Source organism: Pseudomonas tructae (assembly GCF_004214895.1).
Taxonomy (GTDB): Bacteria; Pseudomonadota; Gammaproteobacteria; order Pseudomonadales; family Pseudomonadaceae; genus Aquipseudomonas; species Aquipseudomonas tructae.
In genome coordinates this window covers 2,940,412-2,960,375 of record NZ_CP035952.1, presented here as the reverse complement: position 1 = coordinate 2,960,375, position 19,964 = coordinate 2,940,412, and the positions used below count along the sequence as shown (strand labels likewise).

Here is a 19,964-nt window from a genome sequence, read left to right as displayed (position 1 = left end):
GGGGGTGATTCCCCGGTATTCCCCACTAATCGGGGGTGACCCTATCGCGGGGCAAGCCCGCTCCCACCCACGTCCAAGCCCTGCAGTCGCCGGTACTGGCGCAGCACCTTGGGCACGTAGCGCTGGGTCTCGGCGAACGGTGGCACCACCCGGCCGCGGCGCATCACCGCATCGGGCCCGGCGTTGTAGGCGGCGACCGCCAGGGTGATGTCGTTGTCGAACAGCGTGAGCATGCGCTTGAGGTAGCGCGCGCCACCCTGCACGTTGGCGGCAGGATCAAGCACGTTCTTCACCCCCATGGCCTTGGCGGTGTCGGGCATCAGTTGCATCAGGCCCACTGCACCACTGCTGGAGCGGGCGTTGGGGTCGTAGCGCGATTCGGCCTGGATCACCGCGTGCAGCAAGGCCGCCGGCAGGTCGTTGGCTTGCGCTGCAGCCGCCACCTCTTCGGCGTAGGGCATGCCGGTGATCAATTGCGGGCCGCTGCTGGCCAGGCTCAGCGCCGTCTCGCTGATCACCCGCTGATAGCTGCGCCCCGGCCGGTGCACATTGCTCAACACATAGCTGCCATCGGCCTTGACCGAGATGTACACATCGGCCTGAGCCGGATTGCTGCTGGCCAACCAGGCCAGGATTCCCGCAGTGAGCCAGCGCATCGTGCCACCCTCCCCGTTGCATCCCCCAGAAAGTGGGGCATATGCCCCGATCGCCAGGGCTTTAGCCTACTGACGCAAGCACTGTGCCGCCTTGCCAGGGCCGCAGGGCAAAGGCCCGGCGCAGACGCGCACGGCATTTGCATAAGCCCTTGCAGCACACCTGTGGAGGGCCTGGCAATGAACAACACATACCGCACGCAACACGGCTTCACCCTGCTCGAACTGTTGGTGGTGCTGGTGGTGCTGGGGCTCTTGGCCGGCATCGTCGCGCCCAAGTACTTCAGCCAGTTGGGGCGCTCGGAGGCCAAGGTGGCCCGGGCGCAGATCGAAGGCCTGAGCAAGGCCCTGGACCTGTACCGCCTGGAGGTGGGGCATTACCCCAATTCCGAGCAAGGCCTGCAGGCCCTGGTGGTGGCGCCCAGCGACGAAGTGCGCTGGTCGGGCCCGTACCTGCAGAAGAAGGTCCCGCAAGACCCTTGGGGCCGCAGCTACATCTATCGCCAACCGGGGGAAAACGGCGAGTACGACTTGCTGTCGATGGGCAAGGACGGCCAGCCCGGCGGCGATGGCGAGAACGCCGAGATCACCAGCTGGCAATAACCGGAGGGCGTGCGCATGCGCTATGAACTCAAAGCCTTGGGCAAAGCCGGCGTGGTCGTGCTCCAGGTCGACGCCCAGGACCCGGGCCAGGCCCGCGAGCAGGTCGAGCAGCAAGGCCTGCGGGTGGTCAGCGTGCGCAGTTGCCAGCGCCTGGCCGGCTTGCGCTGGCGGCGCAGCGAGGTGTTCAACCTGGTGTTGTTCAGCCAGGAGCTGACCACCCTGCTCAACGCCGGCCTGCCCCTGATCGATGCCCTGGAGAGCCTGGCCGAGAAAGAGACCGCGCCCCAGGCACGCAAGACCCTCAGTGAGCTGGTGCGCCTGCTGTATGAAGGCAAGTCGTTGTCCCAGGCCCTGGCGCAGTTACCCAGCGTGTTCCCGCCGCTGTACGTGGCGCTGGTGCAATCGAGCGAGAAGACCGGCGCCCTGGGCGATGCCCTGGGCCGTTACGTCGCCTATCGCCAGCGCATGGACGCGGTGCGGCAGAAGATCGTCAGCGCTTCGATCTACCCGCTGTTGCTGTTGTTGGTGGGCGGCGGCGTGGTGCTGTTTCTGCTGGGCTATGTGGTGCCGCGCTTCAGCCTGGTGTTTGAAGGCCTGGGCACGGAGCTGCCATGGATGTCGCGCTGGCTGATGCAGGCCGGGATGTTCCTGCACGCCCACCAACTGGCCATGGGCAGCGGCTTTGTACTGCTGATGGCGCTATTGTTCGGCCTGCGCCGCAACTTGCGCGTGCGCCGCTGGCTGAACCGCCAGCTGCAGCGTTTACCGGCCCTGCACCAGCGCCTGGTGATGTATGAACTGGCGCGATTCTATCGCTCACTGGGGATCCTCCTGCAAGGCGGTATCCCGATCCTCACCGCCATGGCCATGGCCCGCGGCCTGCTCGGCGCGGCCAGTGCACTGCGGCTTGAGCAGGCCTGTGAACGGGTCAAGGAAGGCCTGTCGCTGTCGGCGGCGCTCGAGGCCGGGCAACTGGTGACCCCCGTGTCGCTGCGCTTGCTGCGCGCCGGCGAGCAGTCGGGCAATCTGGGGCAGATGATGGAGCGCAGCGCCGACTTCTACGACGAAGAAATCAGCCGCTGGATCGAGTGGTTCGTGCGCCTGTTCGAACCGCTGCTGATGACCTTTATCGGCCTGCTGATCGGCTTGATTGTGATCTTGATGTACATGCCGATTTTCGAGCTGGCCTCGAGCATCCACTAGATGACAATCCCCGGGCCTTGCTGTATAGATTCGGCCAGCCGAAAAAGGACAGCAGCATGACCGCGCGCTTTACCGACAGCCTTCGCCAGCACAGTGAACCGAGCTGGACCCAGTGCATCGAACACCGTTTCGTCAACGAACTGCTCGACGGCAGCCTGGCCGACCCGGTGCTGATCAACTACCTGATTCAGGACCACCGCTTCATCGATGCCTTCCTGACCCTGCTCGGCGCCGCCATGGCCAGCGCCGACACCTTCGAGGCACGCATTCGCCTGGGGCGCTTTGCCGGGATGATTGCCGGTGAAGAGAACACCTACTTCCTGCGTGCCTTCCAAGCCCTGGGCGTCAGCCAGGCGCAGCGCCTTGAAGCGCCGGATTCAGTGCCGACTGCCGGTTTCAAGGCGATCATGCGCGAGGCCGCCGCAACCCGCTCCTACGCCGCCGCCCTGGCGGTGCTCAACGTTGCCGAAGGCCTGTACCTGGACTGGGCCCTGCGGGCCCGCGAGCCCTTGCCGCCGCGCTTCGAGCACGCCGAATGGATCACCCTGCACAACAGCCCGGCGTTCCAGGACTTCGTCGCCTTCCTGCGCGCCGAACTGGACCGGGTCGGGCCGGATCAGGCGCAGCTCAGCCGCGATTTTTTCCTGCGCAGCGTTGCGCTGGAGCAGGCGTTCTTCGACGCCGCCTACGACCTCAAGGGGTAAGCCATGGATATCTTCGAGCGCCTGAAACAGGCCGCTGCCACCGACTGGCACAGCTACGTCGAGCACGACTTCGTCCGCCAGATGGGTGCCGGCAGCTTGGCGCAACCGGCGTTTCGCCAGTACCTGGTACAGGACTACCTGTTCCTGATCCAGTTCGCCCGCTCCTGGGCCCTGGCCGCCTACAAGAGCCGCACCCTCGCCGATATCCGTGCCGCTCAGGCCGGGCTTGCGGCGATTCTCGATGAAACCGAGCTGCACGTACGCCTGTGCCAGCGCTGGGGGTTGTCGGCCGAAGATCTGGCGGCAACGCCGGAGCATCAGGCCACCGTGGCCTACACCCGCTTCGTTCTCGACTGCGGTGCTGCCGGTGACCTGCTGGACCTGCACGTGGCCCTGGCACCGTGCGTAATCGGTTACGCCGAAATCGGCACCCAACTGACACCCAACGGTGTCCAGGCGCTGGGCGATCACCCGTATCGCGAGTGGATCGGCGAGTACGCCGGCGCCGCCTACCAGGGCGTCGCCACTGCTGCCCGTGCGCACCTGGACGACCTGGCCGCGCGGAGCATGACCGAACGTCGCTTCGAGGACCTGGTCAAGATCTTCGCCCAGGCCTCGCGGCTGGAAGCCGACTTCTGGCAAATGGGGCTGGATGCTGTGGGGTAATTCGCGGGACAAGTGGGAGCGGGCTTGCCCCGCGATGCGGCCCGCACTACCACTGCCGTTTGTCCGGCCGGGTCAGGCCAAGCTTCTCGATGCGGTAACGCAGCATGTCGCGGCTCAAGCCCAGCAACCGCGCCGATTTGGTCACGTTCCAGTCGGTGCGGTCGAGCATCTTGCGCACCATGTCGCGCTCCACTTCCGGCAAGCTCGCCGAGGCCATCTCGCCATTGCCATAGGCTTCGTGCGCCACTGGCGTTGGCATCTCCAGGGGTTCATCCACCAGGCTCATGCACACGTTGAGCTGATGCGGGGCAATCACCTCCTGCGGCGCGAGCAGTACCGTCTGCTCGAGCATGTTGCGCAGTTCACGTACGTTGCCCGGCCAGCTGTAGTTGAGCATCAACTCCTCGGCCTCATCGCTAAAGCGCAGGTTCGGTTTGCCATAGCGCTTGCCGTGCAAGGCCAGGAAATGCCGGGCCAACAGCAGGATGTCTTCGCCACGGGCATACAGCCTGGGCACTTTGATCGAGATGATGCGCAGGCGGAAAAACAGATCACGACGAAACTTGCCCTGCTGCACCATCTGTTCCAGGTTGCAGTTGGTGGCGCTAATGATGCGCAGGTCGACCTTGCGCTCTTTCACCGCACCAATGCGGCGAATGGTGCGGTCTTCCAGCAGTTTGAGCAGCTTGGCCTGGAGCAGCAGGTCCATCTCGCCGATCTCGTCGAGGAACAAGGTGCCGCCGTCCGCAGCTTCGACCAGGCCGACCCGGCGGTCCTTGGCATCGGTAAAGGCACCTTTCTCATGGCCGAACAACTCTGCCTCCAGCAAGTTGGCCGGGATCGACGCACAGTTGAACTCGATAAACGGCCCCTTGCTGCGCACGCCATCAAAATGCAGGGCGCGCGCCACCAGTTCCTTGCCGGTGCCGGTCTCGCCCTCCACCAGTACCGGTGGCAGGTCACCGCTGGCCATGCGCTGCTCGGCATCGAGCAACTGGCCGATGGTGTGCTTGAGGCCAAGCATGGCCGGTGATTCGCCGATCAATGCCTGGCCGCCGGATTTTTGCGCCTCGCGCTCCTGGTAGAACGACAAGGTGCGTTCCATACGTTCGGTGGCCAGGGCCTTTTCCAGCATCAGCTTGAGTTCGGCCAGCACCACCGGTTTGGTCAGGTAGTGGAAGGCGCCCTCTTTCATCGCCAGCACGGCGTCTTCAACATTGCCGTAGCCGGTCATCATGATCACCTTGAGCTCCGGCGCACGCTGGCTCAAGGCCTTGAGCAGCTCATGGCCGTTCATCCCTGGCAGCGAGTTGTCGGTCAGCACCGCATCGGGCTGGCAGCGTGACAGTTGCTCCAGAGCCGCTTCGGCGCTGTGGCAGACGGTGACCTCGAAGCCTTTGCGCTCAAGGTAGGTCTGGATGTTCTCGGCAAGGATTTCATCATCCTCGACTACCAGAATGCTCTGCTCCATGTTCCCCTCCCACTGCACCGTTGAAGATCAGGCAAACACGGGTTCCTTCCTCTTCGCGGCTGGCCAGGCTCACCGAGCCGCCAAAACGTTCCATGATCCGCTTGACCAGCACCAGGCCGACGCCGAGGCCGCCCTGTTTGGTGGTGAAAAACGGCTTGAAGACCATCCGTTCCTGCTGCTGGGTCATGCCCTTGCCGGTGTCGCTCAAGGTCAGTTGCAGTTGCCGGCCGTCTTCAAGGCTGTGCACCGCCAGCTCCAGCCGCCCACCGCTGGGCATGGCTTCCAGGGCGTTGGCGAACAGGCTGTTGAGAATCTGGGTAAGCAACACTGGTTGGCTGATCACCCAGGCCACCTCTGGCGTGTCGACCTGCACCAGGACCTTGTGCCGCTCCAGTTGCTGGGCATAGGCATGACGGGTGTCATCGATCGCCGCCACCAGCTCGACCGCTTCGGCATCGTCGTTCATTGGCCGCAGCGATACCAGCAAGTCGCGTACCCAACGCGACATGCGGTCAACCTGGCTGATGATGTCGCTGATGTTCTTTTGCGCAGGCGCGCTGGCAATGTCCTGGGCCAGCTCGGCGCTGGAGCGGATATTGGCCAGCGGATTGCGCAGGCTGTGGGCCACTGTCGAGGACATCTCGCCCAGGGCGACAAAGGTTTCGCTGGCCACCAGCTGAGTTTGCTGGGTCTGCAGCATGCTCGCCGCGCGGCGCACGATCCAGAACAGGCCAAAGTAGATCAACGCCCCTCCCAGCAGAGTCGAAGCCCAGATCAGCACATAACCGCGCTGGATGCGCCGCACCAGGTCCTGGGGTTCCTTGTACACCTCGACCATCGACAGCACCTTCTTGCCCTGGCTGTCGAACATGGGGATGTAGTTTTCGATGAACAGGTACTGCGGCTCGCGCTGGAACTTCTGTTCTTCGCGGTCTTCGTCGGCCTTGTGATAGCTGGCCGACACCGCCACCTTCGACTCGAAGGACTGGTCAAGATCATCATCGCCTTCGATTTTCTTGCCGATCAGTTCCGGGTTGGTCGACCAGACGATGGTCCGGTCCAGCGCGTAGACATTGGCCAGCAAGGTGTCGGGCAGATGCTCGACATGGTCGAGAAATTCCACCCGGGTGGATTCGGCCAGGGTCGGGGTGACGCTAGGGTGATGCTGGTCCAGGCGCGGGTCGAGCAACTCGCCCATGGTGGTACCCGGCGGGATGCGCGAGTGGCGCACTTCGGCCTGGGCCATGGCCTGGATGAACTGGGCGGTGAGCATGGCATCGCGCTCGACGCTGTCGGTGACCACGAAGCGCGTTGACACATAGCCCAACCCGCCTGCCACCGAAGCGATGATCAACAGGCTGACCAGCGAGAACCAGCGCAACAGGTTGAACTGGCGCAAGGGTTGGCGGGTAGCCTGACTGTCGGGGCCCTCATCGGCCAGTTTCTTGTTGAGCATCTGCATCGGGTCTGATCCTGCCGTGCATGCTTTTTTCTTAGAACTTATAGCCCAGCGCGCCGGCAGGCGTCGTATATCAAAACTAATGGCCTGGGGTGCAGTGATAGTATTTTGCCTCTATTGCAGCTGGCGCACGGCCTCCTCTTCAAGAAACGTCAGCAGGGCCTGGGCATCGTCCTCGCCCAGGCGCAGGTTGGGCATCGCCACGGCGTTGAACTGCTGGTAGAGCGCCATGGCCTGGGGGTCGTGTTCGGCGAGCATGCGGTCGGGCTCGCGAATCCAGCGGCTCAGCCAGCGGTGCTCACGGCGCCGGGTCACCCCCAACAGGTCGGGGCCGACCGCGCGCAGGCCGGAGCTTTGACCATCCTCCGGGCCAAGGCTGTGACAGGCCGCACAACGGGTGCGAAACAGCTCCTCGCCGCTGCTCGGCGGGCGGATCTGCGGGGCGTCGGCGTAGCTTTGCTCGCTGCTGGGCTGTTTCCAGTTCTGCAGGCTGTTGGCCAACTGGTCGGCAAGAATCCACGGGTTTTCAAAGGGCGAGGCCTTCATCCAGCGCCCGGTGGCCTGGTTGCCGACGATCAGGCTGAGGTTATGGTCGCGGCTGCGGCCGTTGTCGACACCTTCGATAAACAGGCCCAGGGTGCGCCGCAGGGCATCGATCTGCTGCTTGTCACCAGTCAAAAAGCGCCAGCCGGGCCCAACCTTGAACTTGCCGGCGTAGGCCTTGAGTACCTCGGGGCTGTCACTGAGCGGGTCGATGCTGATGGAGTAGAAGAACACCTCACGCCCGACCCGCTCGCCCAGCAGTTGCTGGACTTGGCGCAGGCGCGCGGTTTCCAGCGGGCAGGAGTCGCCACAACCGGTGAAGATGAAGTTGATCACCACCACCTTGTCCTTGATCAGGTCGTCGAAAAACCGCAGGTGTTCACCGTCCTGGTCGATCAATTCGGTGTTGGGGAAGTACTGCGCCCCCCAGGGTGTGGCCTCCTCGGCCAGCCCCGGCAGGCTCAGGCACAACCACAGCAACGCCAGGCACCGCGCGATAACGCCCATGGCAACCTCCCCCGGCTATTTGCCGACCTTGACTTGCGGGCCCTTGCCATCACCGCTGCGCCAGGTGGGCAGCGCTGCAGAGTTGACGTACTTGACTCCATCCCAACTGGGCAACGGCGTGGGCATCAACTGCAACTGCCCCGGGTGCTCGATGTCCCAGCGCAGCAGCATCGAGTTGTCCTCGTGCTGGGTGTTGTGGCAGTGCTCCATGTAGGTGCCGGCGAACTCGCGAAAATTGATCGCCACCTCGACGTTGTCCAGGCCATCGGCCTCGCTGCCGATGCGGTAGACGTCCTTGCGCGCCCATTTTTCCCATTCCGGCGGGGCCTTGCCGCCGCGGCTGAGGATGATGCCCTCCTCGAAGTGCACGTGCACTGGGTGGCTCCAGCCATTGCCGCCATTCTGGATCTTCCAGATTTCCAGGGTGCCGAAGCCGCTGGCGCCGGCATCGGTCGGGCCGCTGGCCAGTTGTGGCGCCGCGTTCAGCCGCCGTGGGTCCATGTGGAAGCCAAAGCCGTTGTCAGTCTTGACCGTCCAGGGCGCCTGGTCGGTGCCGTCGGAGCGGCCGAAAATGAAGGTGCGGTGACGAGCCTGGGCCAGGCGGGCAATGTCCGCTGGGTCGTCACGGTGCAGCTTGAGCGGGATCATCACCTTGCCGGCCGCCTTGCCAGGTTTGGCTGGCTCATAGGCACTCGGGTCCATGGCCAGGTCCTGGCCGCTGTAGGCCTTGACGTTGAACTGCAAGACCTTGGTCACCGTCGGGTCGCCCTTGTCCCACTGTGGGCCCTTGCTGGTCTGCTTGATCACCGCCAGGTATTTTTCCGAAAGCACGTCGGCCAGGGCGATCTCTTCCTTGGGACCCTTGCCGGTGTCGTGGGCCTGCAGGTTGACCAGGAACAGCTTGTCGCCGGGCTTGATGCCATTCCTGGCGAAGTTGATCACGATGTCGAAACGCTCGGCGATGCCCTGGGTCGGCAGGATGGCGTTGTGGTCCTGCCGGTCGCCGTCGGCGTCCAGGTCCATGCTGCCGTCGAACGGCACCGCATGCTCCATGATGTTGCCGTCGTTGGCGATCATGTGGAACGGCACCCGCGCATAGGAAAGCCCCGAGCCCTTGGGCCCGGCGAACTCACCCGCGCCGCCCTTGACCTCACGCACCAGCGCCAGCTTCAGGTAGCGCGACACCGAGCCATTGAGAATGCGTAAACGGTAGCTGCGCGCGCGTACATCCAGGTACGGCTTGTACTGCCAGTTGACCAGGATCTGGTCGCCCAGAAAACCGTCGGTGTTGAACGGGTTGAACCATAGCTGGCCGTTCTGGTTCCAGGCCTTGTCGGCAATCAACAGGTTGACGTCATAGTCGCGGTTGCCCCACGACAGCGCCGAACCGCTGGGCAGGCGCAGGTTGACGCCATCGTCAAAGGCCTCGTTGCCGCGGTCCAGGGCGCTGTAGTAGTTCATCATCGCAGCGTTGCCCTTGTAGACGTTCTGCGCGGTGAAATCGAGCATATGGTCGTGAAACCAGTGGGTGCTCATGGTTTCGCGCCAGTCGCCACGAATGCGGATGCTGCCGTTGTCACAGGCTTTGAGCCCCGGGTTGACATCGTTGACCCACAGGGTCTCGCCCGGCGTGCAGGGGAACGCTGCGCGCGGATCTTCGGCGCGGGTGTTGATGCTATCGTAGCCGGCCAGCTGGATCGGCCAGCGATAGTCGTAGTACTGGCCGGGGAAGAAGAACGCATTGGCGTAGCCGTCGCTTTCAGCCGGAGAGTGTCCATTGTGCTCGTGGGTGCTGATGGTGTGCAGGCCAAAGCCGTGGTTGGCTGCAGGATCAATCGGCAAGGCGTTGTAATGGCGCATCAACAGCGGCTGACCGTAGCGCACCATCAGCAGCTTGGCTGGCAGGGTGCCGTCGAAGGTCCATAGCGACTTGTGGTCCTGCAGCGGCATATTGGGATGAAAACGGGTGTCGACGCCCTTGGTAGTCCCCAGGGTATTGGCTTGGCCTGCAGTGTTGTAGTACAGCCCGCCGGGGCCGAATTCGCCGACGCTGTAATGGTGCATCTGCAGGGTATCGCGCAACCCGCCATTGATCCGCGCACCGGCCTGCGCCGTCTTGTAGGCCGCTTGCGGGTAGAACTCGTTCCAGCGCTGGTGCGACCAGCCCTTGCCTGGCGGCCGGCCTTCGGCGGCAGAGCCGATATGCCGGTTGAGGAACTGCTCGATCTGCGCCTGCCAGGGGTTGCGGTCGATGACATTGGCAAACTGCCCAGGGAAAGGTGTCAGTCCCGGTTGTTTGAGAAAGGCATCGAGCAACGCCCCGGGTGGTGAACTGCGTGCGACATTCAACGGGTCTTGCTGCGGCGCCGGGCCGCTGGCGGGTGCCGGGAGCACCAGCAACCCGGCCGGGGTGGTCGGATCCAGCCGCGCCGGGCCGAACTCTTCGAACAGCAACAACTGCTGGCTGAACGGCTGGGCGCCGAACAGCGGGCTGGGCACGCCGTTGGTGGGGTAGTTGAAGCTGGTCTGCAAGGCTGGCGGGCGTTCGTTTTCCTGGCGCGGGGTGTTGCGGTCACCCTCGCCTTCAGGCAGGTCGAAGGCGCCAATGTTGGCCTCTGGTTGCTGCAGGATGGCGTTCAGGGCCCCAGCGGCATCGGCAGGCGGGTCGCTGAAGGCCGACGGATCGCCAGGCTCGGGCGGGTCGACGTCATCGATGGGGCTGGCGCTGGCGTCGGCGAGCAAGGCGATGGCCAGCGCGATGCTCAGAACGCGTGGGGACAGGCATGGGGTTTTCATTATCTTCACCAGATTTGGGACCGGTAATGTCGTTGTGCAATTACTTGGCCATATCTGTATCAAGATATTTAGATGTTATTTATCAGATAGTTAACTCTAATACTTAATGTTTAATTTTATAAAAAGGCTCACCCAGAACCGGGGAAAGTAGGAGCGGGCTTGCCCCGCGATGGGTACCTGCACGTCTCTGGATTGGGTAATGGCGGCAAGGCGCACGGCTTGAGATGGGGTGGCGTCTGCCAGGTGTACGCCGCAAAGGTTTTAGCGCGCTTTAGATCGAGCGCCGCCCGCGCGGCGCATCGCGGGGCAAGGCCCGCTCCCACCCATGGCCTGTGGGTCTATTCGGCCAGTTTGAATGTCAGCAGCACACAGGTCCCCTGGCCCTCTTCACTGCTCAGTTTCACCGCGCCGCCAAAACGCTCCATGATCCGCCGCACCAGCATCAGCCCGACCCCGAGCCCGCCCTGCTTGGTGGTGAAAAACGGCTTGAAGGCCATGCTTTGCTGCTCCTGGGTCATGCCCTTGCCGCTGTCGCACAGGCGCAACGTCAAGCTCTGGCGGCTCTGCCGCACACGCTCGATGCGCAACTCGCCGCCCTCGGGCATGGCCTCCAGGGCATTGGCGATCAGGCTGGTGAAGATCTGCCCGAGCAACACCGGCTGGCAGGTCACCTGAACCGAAGGTATCTCACCCAACTGCAGGCGCACGTCGCTGCGCAACAACTGTGGGGCAAAGCCCTGCAGGCTGTCCTGCAACGCGCGCTGCAGGTCCACGGGCACCGCCGTGTCGTCGAGCGGCCGCAACGACTGCAGCAACTCGCGCACCCAGTGCGACATGCGATCGACCTGGCTGATGATGTCGCCGATGTTCTTCTGCGCCGGGCCCTCTTCGATTTCCTGGGCAAGTTCGGCGCTTGAGCGAATGCTCGCCAGGGGATTGCGCAGGCTGTGAGCCACCGCCGAGGACATCTCGCCCAGGGCCACGTAGGTCTCGTTGTTGACCAGGCGCTTTTGCTGCACCGCCAATTGCCGGGCGGCGCGACGCATGATGCCGTACAGGCTGATGTACACCAGCCCCGCACCGATGGCGGTGGCCAGCCAGATCAGCAGCAAGCCGCGCTCGATACGCAGGATCAGGTCGTGAGGCTCCTTGTAGATCTCGACCATGGCCGTGACGTTGTTGCCGTCGGCGTCGAACAACGGGATGTAGTTCTCGATGAACAGCTGTTCGGGCGGGGTGATGAACTTCTGCTCGGCACGCGCCTGGTCGACATTGTGATAGCTGGCCGACACCCGCATTTTCTGATCGAAAGCATGGTCCAGGTCATCGTCGGCTTCGATCATCTTGCCCACCAACGCCGGGTTGCTCGACCAGATCACCAGGCGGTCCGGGGCGTAGATATTGGCCAGCAGCACGTCAGGCAGGTGCGCGACATGGTCGAGAAACTCGCCCCGGGCGCTGCGTCGCGCCTGCGGGTCGACGTCGGGGAAGGCCTGGTCCAGCCGTGGGTCGAGCAGCTCGCCCATGGTACGCACGTTGGGAATCGAGACGTGGCGCACTTCAGCCTGGGCAATCGCCTGGATGAACTGGGCGGTGAGCAAGGCATCGCGCTCGACGCTTTCATTGATGACGAAGCGGCTGGAGATCAACCCCAGGCCCACCGCCACCGAGAGGATGATCGCAAGGCTCACGAAGGCATACCAGCGCAGCAAGTCGAACGGCTTGCGCCCGCTGGCAGGTGCTGGGCTTGCGATGCTTGCAGGCGACGAATCGAGGTGCGGCTGGCTGCTCATCACTGACTCCTGAATGAACACTCCATAGGTTATAGCCCAGCCCGGGAAAATCCCCGCAGGCTTTCCCCACTTGCCCCCAACCCTGGGGCTCACGCCCCTTCCCCTGGCCTGCGACGACGACCGGGTATTGCCCCGGCAAGCCCTTGCCCCCCGCGGTCTGCGGCGCTTTGACAGTGTGTTGGTACGGATGTTGCCGATGCCTGTGCAGACGACCCAAGTCCATGGGCCCGATTGCAAGAGGGAAGACTCATGCACCGTCCAACGCCCCACCCACTGGCTGTGCTGATCCTGGCGAGCATTATCCAGGCACCGGCCCAGGCCGCACTGTTCGAAGTAGACCCCGGCCCGTACCTGCCGGCAACCGGTGGCTTTGCCGCCTGGTACCAGGACACCCATGGCCGGGTGCTGGACTTGTGCCTGACCAAGGCGGTCAGTTCACGGGTGCCCGGCGCCCCCGGCGCGCCCTCCTACATGTGCGTGCTCAACCCGGCTCCCGGGGTGTTCGACGACACCCAGCCGATCAGTTTCCCGGGCAACTACCCCGATGAAACCTTCTGGTTTACCGCCGATGCCGCCATCGTCGACGCCGCCCGTGGCATCGACCTGAGCTACGGTACCGCCATCGAGGCCGCCTTCGCCGCCGAAGATGTAGTGGATGGTGATCAAGTCAGCTTCGCCCGGGTGCGTATCCGCGTCGATGTGCCCACTGCCGGCACCTACATCGTCACCCACCCCTACGGCGTCGAAGTCTTCGATGTGCCGGCAGCCGGGCGGCGGGCGATCAACATGACCCGCGACATCGGCATCGGCTCGCCGAAAACCTACACCGGCGCGCTCAAGGGCGATGTCGGCCCGTTCCTGCGCGGTGTGGGCGGCCCGTACAACGAAACCAATCCGGCCACCGGCGCCAGCGAACGCTTCATCGGCGACCCGAACCTTGAAGAGGCAGTGACCGGCAGCCCGTTCAACACCAACTTCGTGCGCATCGAGGGGCCCAACGGCCTGGACCTGCGCACCGAGCTGTTTGCAGTCTCGGGCAAGTTGTCGCAAGTGGCGCGGCCAACGCCGGTGATCGCCCAGCGCAGCACCTACTCGCGCCACAGCGAGAACGGCGACCTGCGCGCCCAGCAGGATGTGTTCGTGCAAGCTCCACCGCCACCGGCCAGCGCCACCCTGAGCAGCCAGACGCCCGTCCTGGAGTTAAGCGAGGCCAACAGTACCGGCGCCTGGTACGCCCAGTCGGTGCTCAACCCGGCGCTGCCGATGAACCTGCAGGTGACTGCCGACAACCACCTGGCGATCCCCAGCAGCACGCCCACCACCGTCACCCTGCCACTGACCGACCTGGTGGTGATCCAGCGCGCCGAGTTCAGCCTGGCTTCCGGGCAACTGACCCTGGTGGCCAGCACCAGCGACGAAACCAGCCCACCGGTGCTCAGCGCCAGCACCGGCAACGGCGCCACGATCGGCACCCTGAGCGGCAATGGCGCGGTCAAGACCCTCACCACCGGCCTGTCGCCGATTCCGCCCGCCAAGGTCACGGTGACCAGCGCCAACGGCGGTAGCGACAGCGAAGAAGTGGTGCTCGTGCCATGAACACTCTTACGCCACGTCCCGTAGCAGGAGGCAGCATGAACAATTGGCCACGCCTGGCGCTCTGCGCAGCCGGGCTTTCCCTTTCGCTGGCCGGCACTGCCTGGGCCGGCCTCAAGGCGGTCGACCCCGGCCCCTATACCCTGGCCACCGGGCGTTACCCGATGTGGTACCAGGACCATGGCAACTTGTCGCTGGAGCTGTGCCAGTCGCGGGCGGCAAGCTCGCGGGTACCGGTTTCGGTCCCGCCCAACTACATGTGCACACTGCTGCCCGAGCCTGGCGTCTATGACGATGCCCTGCCGCTGGTATTCCCCGACAACTGGCCGCCGGAGATGTTCTGGTACCTGGCCGAAACCGCGATCCCGGCGGTGGGCAACAGTGGCTATGAACTGGACGTTTATGTCGCCGGCATCGAAGCCGCGTTCGCCAGCGAGAACCCGGTGGACGGCGACCAGCAGAGCTTCGCCCGTATTCGCATCCGGGTCTCGGTGCCCCAGGCGGGCACCTACGTGATCACCCACCCCTATGGCGTGGAAACGGTCAATGTCACCGCACCCGGGCGGCGCGCGATCAACATCACCCGTGACGTCGGCATCGGCGCCCCGGGCGACTTCAGCGGCGTGCTCAACGGCGCCGTCGGGCCGTTCCTGCGCGGGGTTGGCGGGCCCTACAGCGAGATCAACCCGGATACCGGCGCCAGCGAAACCTACATCGGCGACCCGAACATCACCGAGGCGGTCACCGGCAGCCCCAACAACACCAACTTCGTGCGTATCCAGGGTCCGGCCGGGACGATCCAGACCAACCTGTTCACCGTCTCCGGCAAGGTCCTCGACCCCCGCCAGCAGACCCCGGCCGAACTGCAACGGGCCAGCTACCGTCGCACCAGCGCCGGCACCCGCATCGAGGTGTTCGCCAAGGCCCCGAACAATGCCAGCCTGTGCCTGCGGCAAACCCTGGCGCTGGTACCGGGCACACCGCCCTCGCCGTGCCAGTTCAACCTGCTGGCCGACAACAACGGCCTGTTCTTCGCCCAGCACCTGAGCAACGCCGCACCGCCTGCGGTGGTGGTACTGACCGCCACCGACCCGACCGGTGCCACCCGCCCTACGGCGCTGTCGAGCAAGCTCAGCGATGTGGTCAAGGTGACCACCGCGCGCTATGACTGGGCCAACAAGCGCCTGCGCATCGAGGCCAGTTCCAGCGATGAAGTGCAGGTGCCCGACCTGGTCGCCCAGGGCTATGGCCGGCTGTCTAAATCCGGCACCGTGCAGACCCTGACGGTCAACGACCTGACGCAACCACCGGCCACGGTCACGGTCAAATCCGCCGCCGGCGGCAGCGACAGCGAGCCGGTGGTGGTGGTCGGTAATGCACCGGTCGAGGCCGCCAACCGGCCACCGGTGGCCCAGGCCGACAGCGGCAGCACCAGCTTTGGTGTGCCACTGAGCCTGAGCCTCTTGGCCAACGACAGCGACCCGGATGGCGACGTGCCCCTGAGCATCAGCGACCTCACCCAGCCGGCCAGCGGCCAGGGCACGGTAGCGCTCAACGGCAGCGTCGCAGTCACCTACACCCCACCGGCGGTGGTCAATGCACCTCTGGTGGCCACCTTCAGCTACCGCGCCCAGGACAGCAAGGGGCTGAAATCGGCGCTGACCACGGTGACCGTCAACGTCGCCCCGAACCAGGCGCCGACCGCCGTCAATGACAGCGCCGCGACGCTAGGCGTGACCTTGCCGATCAACGTGCTGGGCAACGACACAGACCCGGAAGGTAACCTGCCACTGGCGGTCGCCAGTGTCGGCCAGCCAGCCCCCGGACGCGGCACGGTGAGCACCGACGGCAGCCAGGTCACCTACACCCCGCCGGCCACCGTCACCAGCGCCTTCACCGCCACCTTCACCTACATCGCCCGCGACAGCCTCGGTGCGTTGTCGGCACCGGCCACGGTGACCGTGCAGGTGTCGCCACGGCCCGCGGCGGAAACCTTCGCAGTGACGGCGGCAACGGTCACCGCACGGTCCAACAACCGCTACAACTGGGACATCTCCGGCACTTCGTCGGTGACCACCGGCAACACCATCACCGTGCAGGTCACCACCCCGAGCGGGTTGGTCACCCTGGGCAGTACACCGGTGCCACTGACCGGACGCTGGCGGCTGACGGTGAGCAACAGCACCACGGTGATCCCGACGGCAGCGCCGACGGCGACCATTCGCAGCAGCCAGGGCACCGTGCGCAGCGTGCCAGTCACCGTGCAATAACCGCAGGAGAACGACCATGGCGCGCCTGACCGGTTTGTTGTTGAGCCTGACCCTGATCGGTCAGGCCGCCCTGGCCGACGATTTGCTGGATAACGCTGACCTGGCCATGGGCAGCGACCTGGGCGAGCTGTCGATGCAGCCGCTGGCGCCTTCAAGCGGCCAGCTAGCCCAGGTCGAGCAGAACGGCCAGGCCAACCGCGCCGCCATTGGCCAGGACGGCCAGGCCCTGCTCGGGCGCATCGTCCAGCAAGGCGGCGCCCAGGAGGCGTACATCCTGCAACAAGGCAACGACCTGATGGCCACGATCAACCAGCAGGGCTACGGCAACAACGCCTCGATCAGCCAGAGCGGCAGCAACAACCGCGCGCAGATCGAACAGTACGGCAACAGCAACAGCGCCAGCATCGAACAAGCCGGCAGCGGGCTTTCAAGCTCGGTGATCCAGGCTGGCAACGGTCAGCGCGTGCAAGTCAACCAATACCGTTAAACCTGGAGGCACCACCATGTTCAAGCTCGCTCCTTTAAGCGCCGCCATTGTCCTGGCCGTTGCCGGCCAGGCCATGGCCGACGACAGCCAGTCGACCCAGAACCAGTACGGCACCGAGAACATCGCCGAGGTCAAGCAGATCGCCGCGCCGCTCAGTACCACCACCCAGAACCAATTGGGCCTGGGCAACAATCATGCGGCCAAGCAGGAAGGCGGCAACAGCCAGATCCAGCAAAGTGGCGCCGGTGACTACAACGCAGGTTACGCCGAGCAACTGTTCGAATTCGGCAGCCAGATCAACCAGCACAACGCCGGGGCCCTGAACAACACCCACGCCAGCCAGTCGCTGGGCGTCGAGAACAGCGCCCAGCAGCAGCAACAAGGCACGGGCAACTTCTCGTTCATCTATCAGGACAGCCAGACCGGCAGCCAGGGCACCACCCTGCAGTTCGGTGACAATAACCGTGCCTTTGTCGAGCAGCAATTTGGCGGAGGCGGCAACAACGCCTTGAGTATCCAGGCCGGTAGCGGCAACTACAGCGCCGCCGAACACCTGAACTACAACAATGGCCAGATCGGCATCTACCAGGCCGGCGATGACAACTGGGCCTATGGCGACCAGCGCGAGGGCCAGGACGGCAGCGTGACCATCAACCAGAACGGCAGCGCCAACTCCAGCGAAGTCTGGCAGGACACTCAGCTGGGCAGCCAGGCGGCGGTGACTCAGTACGGGCAGACCAACGAAAGCGTGGTTGACCAGAGCTTCGGCGAGGGCAACCTGGCCAGCATCACTCAGGCCGGCAGTCTCAACGCCAGCTACGCCGACCAGTACGAGTCGATGCAGTCGACCACTTCGCTGTACCAGCACGGCCAGGGCAACCTCGCCTACACCTATCAGCAAGGCGACAACCATGTGCTGACGGTGACCTCCACCGGCACGGGCAACAAGATCCTGGCCAGCAACTGGAAGGGCGACAAGCATGGCGGCCAGTTCGGCAGTGCCCAGCGCGCCGAAATCAACCAGAACGGCACGGGCAACACCGCCAACCTGACCCAGGTCGACAGCAACAACGAGCTGTACTTCGAACAGAACGGTAGCGACAACCTGCTGATCGCCGACCAGCGCGGCACCGCCAACTACGCCACTGGTCTGAGCAGCGGCGAGGCCAACAGCATCAAGGTCGAGCAATCGGGCAGCGGCAACCAGAGCCATACCTGGCAGCTGTACGGCGACAACAACCAGGCCAGTATCAAGCAGGCCGATGGCGTCAACGTCGCCTACGTGACCCAGGGCGGCTCGGTCAACCAGGCCATGGTTGACCAGAGCGGCGCAAGCATGACCGCCACCGTCCAGCAGTTTGGTGCGGGTAACCAGGCGACGGTGTTGCAGCAGTAATTTGGAGCCACTGCCTAGAGCGGGTGGGGGTGGGAGCGGCGGTGCGACGATTCGACTTGCCCCGCGATAGCGGTCTGTCAGTCACATCGCTTCGCGGGGCAAGCCCGCTCCCACAGAGATCGCGCAAGCTTTTTAGATTTTCATCAAGACAGTTGCTCCCACAAAGCCACCTGATTCTCCCCAACTTGACCGTGACTCACCGCAGGGTGGTCACGGTTCTTTTTTTACCCGTATAATGCGAACAATTCGCAACTGCATCTTTTATGTTTCAGGATCTCCGGGTGCCCCCTACCTTCCCCGCCCCCCAGCAACAGCTCCATGGCCTTTATCGCGATCACCACGGCTGGCTCCAGGCCTGGCTACGCAAGCGCCTGGGCGACCGCGAACGTGCCGCCGACATTGCCCACGACACCTTCCTGCGCTTGCTGGTCAGCGGTCGCCTGCCCGGCCACGACGAAGGCCGCAGCTACCTGGTGCAACTGGCGCGCAACCTGATGATCGACCAGTGGCGCCGGCAACGCATCGAGCAGGCCTACCTGGCCAGCATCGCCCACCTGGACGAACCGCAGACGCCTTCGTTGGAGGACCGTGCAATGATCCTGCAGACCCTGCAACAGATCGACCAGATGCTCGACCGCATGCCGGCCAAGGTCCGCAGCGCCTTCTTGCTGTCACGCTTCGAAGGCCTGGGCTACGCCGACATCGCCGAGCGCCTGGGGGTGACGGTCAGTTCGGTGCAGAAGTACATGATCCGCGCCATCCAGGCCTGCTACCAGGTGCTCTACAGCCAATGAACACGGCAAGCGATGCACCGATCGACGCGGCGATTGTCGAGCAGGCCAGTCACTGGCTGATGCTGCACTGGGACGGGCCGCTGGATGCGCAACAGCGCCTGGCCTTCGCCCACTGGCAAGCAGCAAATGCCGAGCACCAGCGCGCCTGGCAACGCCTGCAAGCCCTGCAGCAGACCCTCGCCGCAGTGCCTGCGCAAACCGCGCGCAGCGTGCTCGAAGAGCGCCAGGGCCGGCGCACCCTGCTCAGGCAACTGTGCCTGGTGCTGTTGGTGGGCGGCAGTGGCTACCTGGGCCAACGCCACTTGCCGTGGCGCGAGGCCATGGCCGATCAGCGCAGCGCGCCCGGTGAAGTACGCCGCCTGCAACTGGCCGATGGCAGCCAGTTACTGCTCAACAGCCGCAGCAGCGTGAATATCCAGTTCACCCCACAGGAACGACGCATCCACCTGCTTGAAGGCGAACTGCTGTTGACCAGTGCCAAGGACCCAAGGCCGCTCAAGGTCCAGACCGGCGCCGGTGAAATACAGGCCCTGGGCACGCACTTTGCCGTGCGCGAGCTGCAAGGCGGCAGCCGTGTCGAACTGTTCGAAGGCGCCGTGATGATCCGCCCCAGCGCTGGCCATGAGCAGTTGCTCAAGGCCGGCAACGGCCTGTGGTTCAACGCGCAAGGCTGTGGCCCGCAGCATGCGGCCGAGCGCAACAGCATTGCCTGGGAACACGGCCGGCTGATCGCCGAGCGTCAGCCCCTGGGGCAGTTCCTCGAAGAACTGAGCCGCCACCGGCGCGGTGTCATCCGCTGTGAGCCAGCCGTCGCCCAATGGCCCATTACCGGCGTGTTCGCCCTGGCCGACAGCGACCGCACCCTTGCCGCCCTGCGCGACAGCCTGCCGATCCAGGTGCACTACCTGAGCCGTTACTGGGTGAGCGTCAAGGCACGCTAAACACCTCCCCTGCTCGTTTGAAAAAATATTTGCGCAAACCATTGTCGGTTTGCGGCGCTCGTTCGGGTTAGTCATCAACGCTAAC

Annotated in this window: 16 protein-coding genes; 10 read left to right on the top strand and 6 right to left on the bottom strand. The window is 64.4% G+C overall.

All coding sequences use genetic code 11. The annotated features are described in order from the left end of the window. Positions 1 to 41: 41 nt before the first annotated feature. On the bottom strand, positions 42 to 656 hold the full coding sequence (locus EXN22_RS13540) for a lytic transglycosylase domain-containing protein (RefSeq protein WP_130264536.1): 615 nt from the start codon (positions 654 to 656) through the stop codon (positions 42 to 44). 177 nt (positions 657 to 833) lie between these two features. Between EXN22_RS13540 and gspG the strand changes: the two genes are divergently transcribed. From gspG to tenA, 4 genes are read left to right on the top strand one after another with little or no spacing between them, the layout of a single operon-like run. After that, positions 834 to 1,256 carry a type II secretion system major pseudopilin GspG gene (gene gspG, locus EXN22_RS13535; RefSeq protein ID WP_130264535.1) on the top strand — a complete coding sequence of 141 codons (423 nt, stop codon included), beginning with the start codon at positions 834 to 836 and terminating at the stop codon, positions 1,254 to 1,256. A gap of 15 nt (positions 1,257 to 1,271) precedes the next feature. Beyond that, positions 1,272 to 2,459, top strand: a complete 1,188-nt coding sequence (locus EXN22_RS13530) for a type II secretion system F family protein (protein ID WP_130264534.1) — start codon at positions 1,272 to 1,274, stop codon at positions 2,457 to 2,459. A gap of 56 nt (positions 2,460 to 2,515) precedes the next feature. Beyond that, positions 2,516 to 3,163 carry a TenA family protein gene (locus EXN22_RS13525; protein WP_130264533.1) on the top strand — a complete coding sequence of 216 codons (648 nt, stop codon included), beginning with the start codon at positions 2,516 to 2,518 and terminating at the stop codon, positions 3,161 to 3,163. Between the two features lie 3 nt (positions 3,164 to 3,166). After that, the gene (tenA, locus tag EXN22_RS13520; protein ID WP_130264532.1) at positions 3,167 to 3,829 is read left to right on the top strand and encodes a thiaminase II; all 663 of its coding nucleotides are present in this window, start codon (positions 3,167 to 3,169) and stop codon (positions 3,827 to 3,829) included. Positions 3,830 to 3,875: 46 nt separating this feature from the next. Here the strand turns inward: tenA and EXN22_RS13515 are convergent, their stop codons facing one another. The 5 genes from EXN22_RS13515 to EXN22_RS13495 form a co-directional block, all read right to left on the bottom strand. Further along, positions 3,876 to 5,300, bottom strand: a complete 1,425-nt coding sequence (locus EXN22_RS13515) for a sigma-54-dependent transcriptional regulator (protein WP_130264531.1) — start codon at positions 5,298 to 5,300, stop codon at positions 3,876 to 3,878. Next, complete coding sequence (locus EXN22_RS13510; RefSeq protein WP_130264530.1) at positions 5,269 to 6,762, bottom strand: sensor histidine kinase; 1,494 nt, start codon at positions 6,760 to 6,762, stop codon at positions 5,269 to 5,271. The genes EXN22_RS13515 and EXN22_RS13510 overlap by 32 nt, the downstream gene beginning before the upstream one ends. A 111-nt stretch (positions 6,763 to 6,873) precedes the next feature. Beyond that, positions 6,874 to 7,809 (bottom strand): SCO family protein, encoded by a 936-nt coding sequence (locus EXN22_RS13505; RefSeq protein WP_130264529.1) that lies wholly within the window; start codon positions 7,807 to 7,809, stop codon positions 6,874 to 6,876. Between the two features lie 15 nt (positions 7,810 to 7,824). Then, the gene (locus tag EXN22_RS13500) at positions 7,825 to 10,605 is read right to left on the bottom strand and encodes a multicopper oxidase domain-containing protein (protein ID WP_130264528.1); all 2,781 of its coding nucleotides are present in this window, start codon (positions 10,603 to 10,605) and stop codon (positions 7,825 to 7,827) included. Positions 10,606 to 10,943: 338 nt separating this feature from the next. Continuing rightward, positions 10,944 to 12,398 (bottom strand): sensor histidine kinase, encoded by a 1,455-nt coding sequence (locus EXN22_RS13495; RefSeq protein ID WP_130264527.1) that lies wholly within the window; start codon positions 12,396 to 12,398, stop codon positions 10,944 to 10,946. A gap of 249 nt (positions 12,399 to 12,647) precedes the next feature. Between EXN22_RS13495 and EXN22_RS13490 the strand changes: the two genes are divergently transcribed. From EXN22_RS13490 to EXN22_RS13465, 6 genes are all read left to right on the top strand, one after another. Then, positions 12,648 to 13,994 (top strand): hypothetical protein, encoded by a 1,347-nt coding sequence (locus EXN22_RS13490; RefSeq protein ID WP_130264526.1) that lies wholly within the window; start codon positions 12,648 to 12,650, stop codon positions 13,992 to 13,994. Between the two features lie 35 nt (positions 13,995 to 14,029). Further along, on the top strand, positions 14,030 to 16,261 hold the full coding sequence (locus tag EXN22_RS13485; RefSeq protein ID WP_130264525.1) for an Ig-like domain-containing protein: 2,232 nt from the start codon (positions 14,030 to 14,032) through the stop codon (positions 16,259 to 16,261). Positions 16,262 to 16,277: 16 nt separating this feature from the next. After that, positions 16,278 to 16,748, top strand: coding sequence for a curlin (locus EXN22_RS13480; RefSeq protein ID WP_130264524.1), 471 nt, complete (start codon positions 16,278 to 16,280; stop codon positions 16,746 to 16,748). 16 nt (positions 16,749 to 16,764) lie between these two features. Next, the gene (locus tag EXN22_RS13475; protein ID WP_130264523.1) at positions 16,765 to 18,144 is read left to right on the top strand and encodes a curlin; all 1,380 of its coding nucleotides are present in this window, start codon (positions 16,765 to 16,767) and stop codon (positions 18,142 to 18,144) included. A gap of 281 nt (positions 18,145 to 18,425) precedes the next feature. After that, positions 18,426 to 18,938, top strand: a complete 513-nt coding sequence (locus EXN22_RS13470) for a sigma-70 family RNA polymerase sigma factor (protein ID WP_233281621.1) — start codon at positions 18,426 to 18,428, stop codon at positions 18,936 to 18,938. Beyond that, positions 18,935 to 19,879 carry a FecR domain-containing protein gene (locus EXN22_RS13465; RefSeq protein ID WP_130264521.1) on the top strand — a complete coding sequence of 315 codons (945 nt, stop codon included), beginning with the start codon at positions 18,935 to 18,937 and terminating at the stop codon, positions 19,877 to 19,879. Before EXN22_RS13470 ends, EXN22_RS13465 begins: the two co-directional genes overlap by 4 nt. Positions 19,880 to 19,964 lie beyond the last annotated feature (85 nt).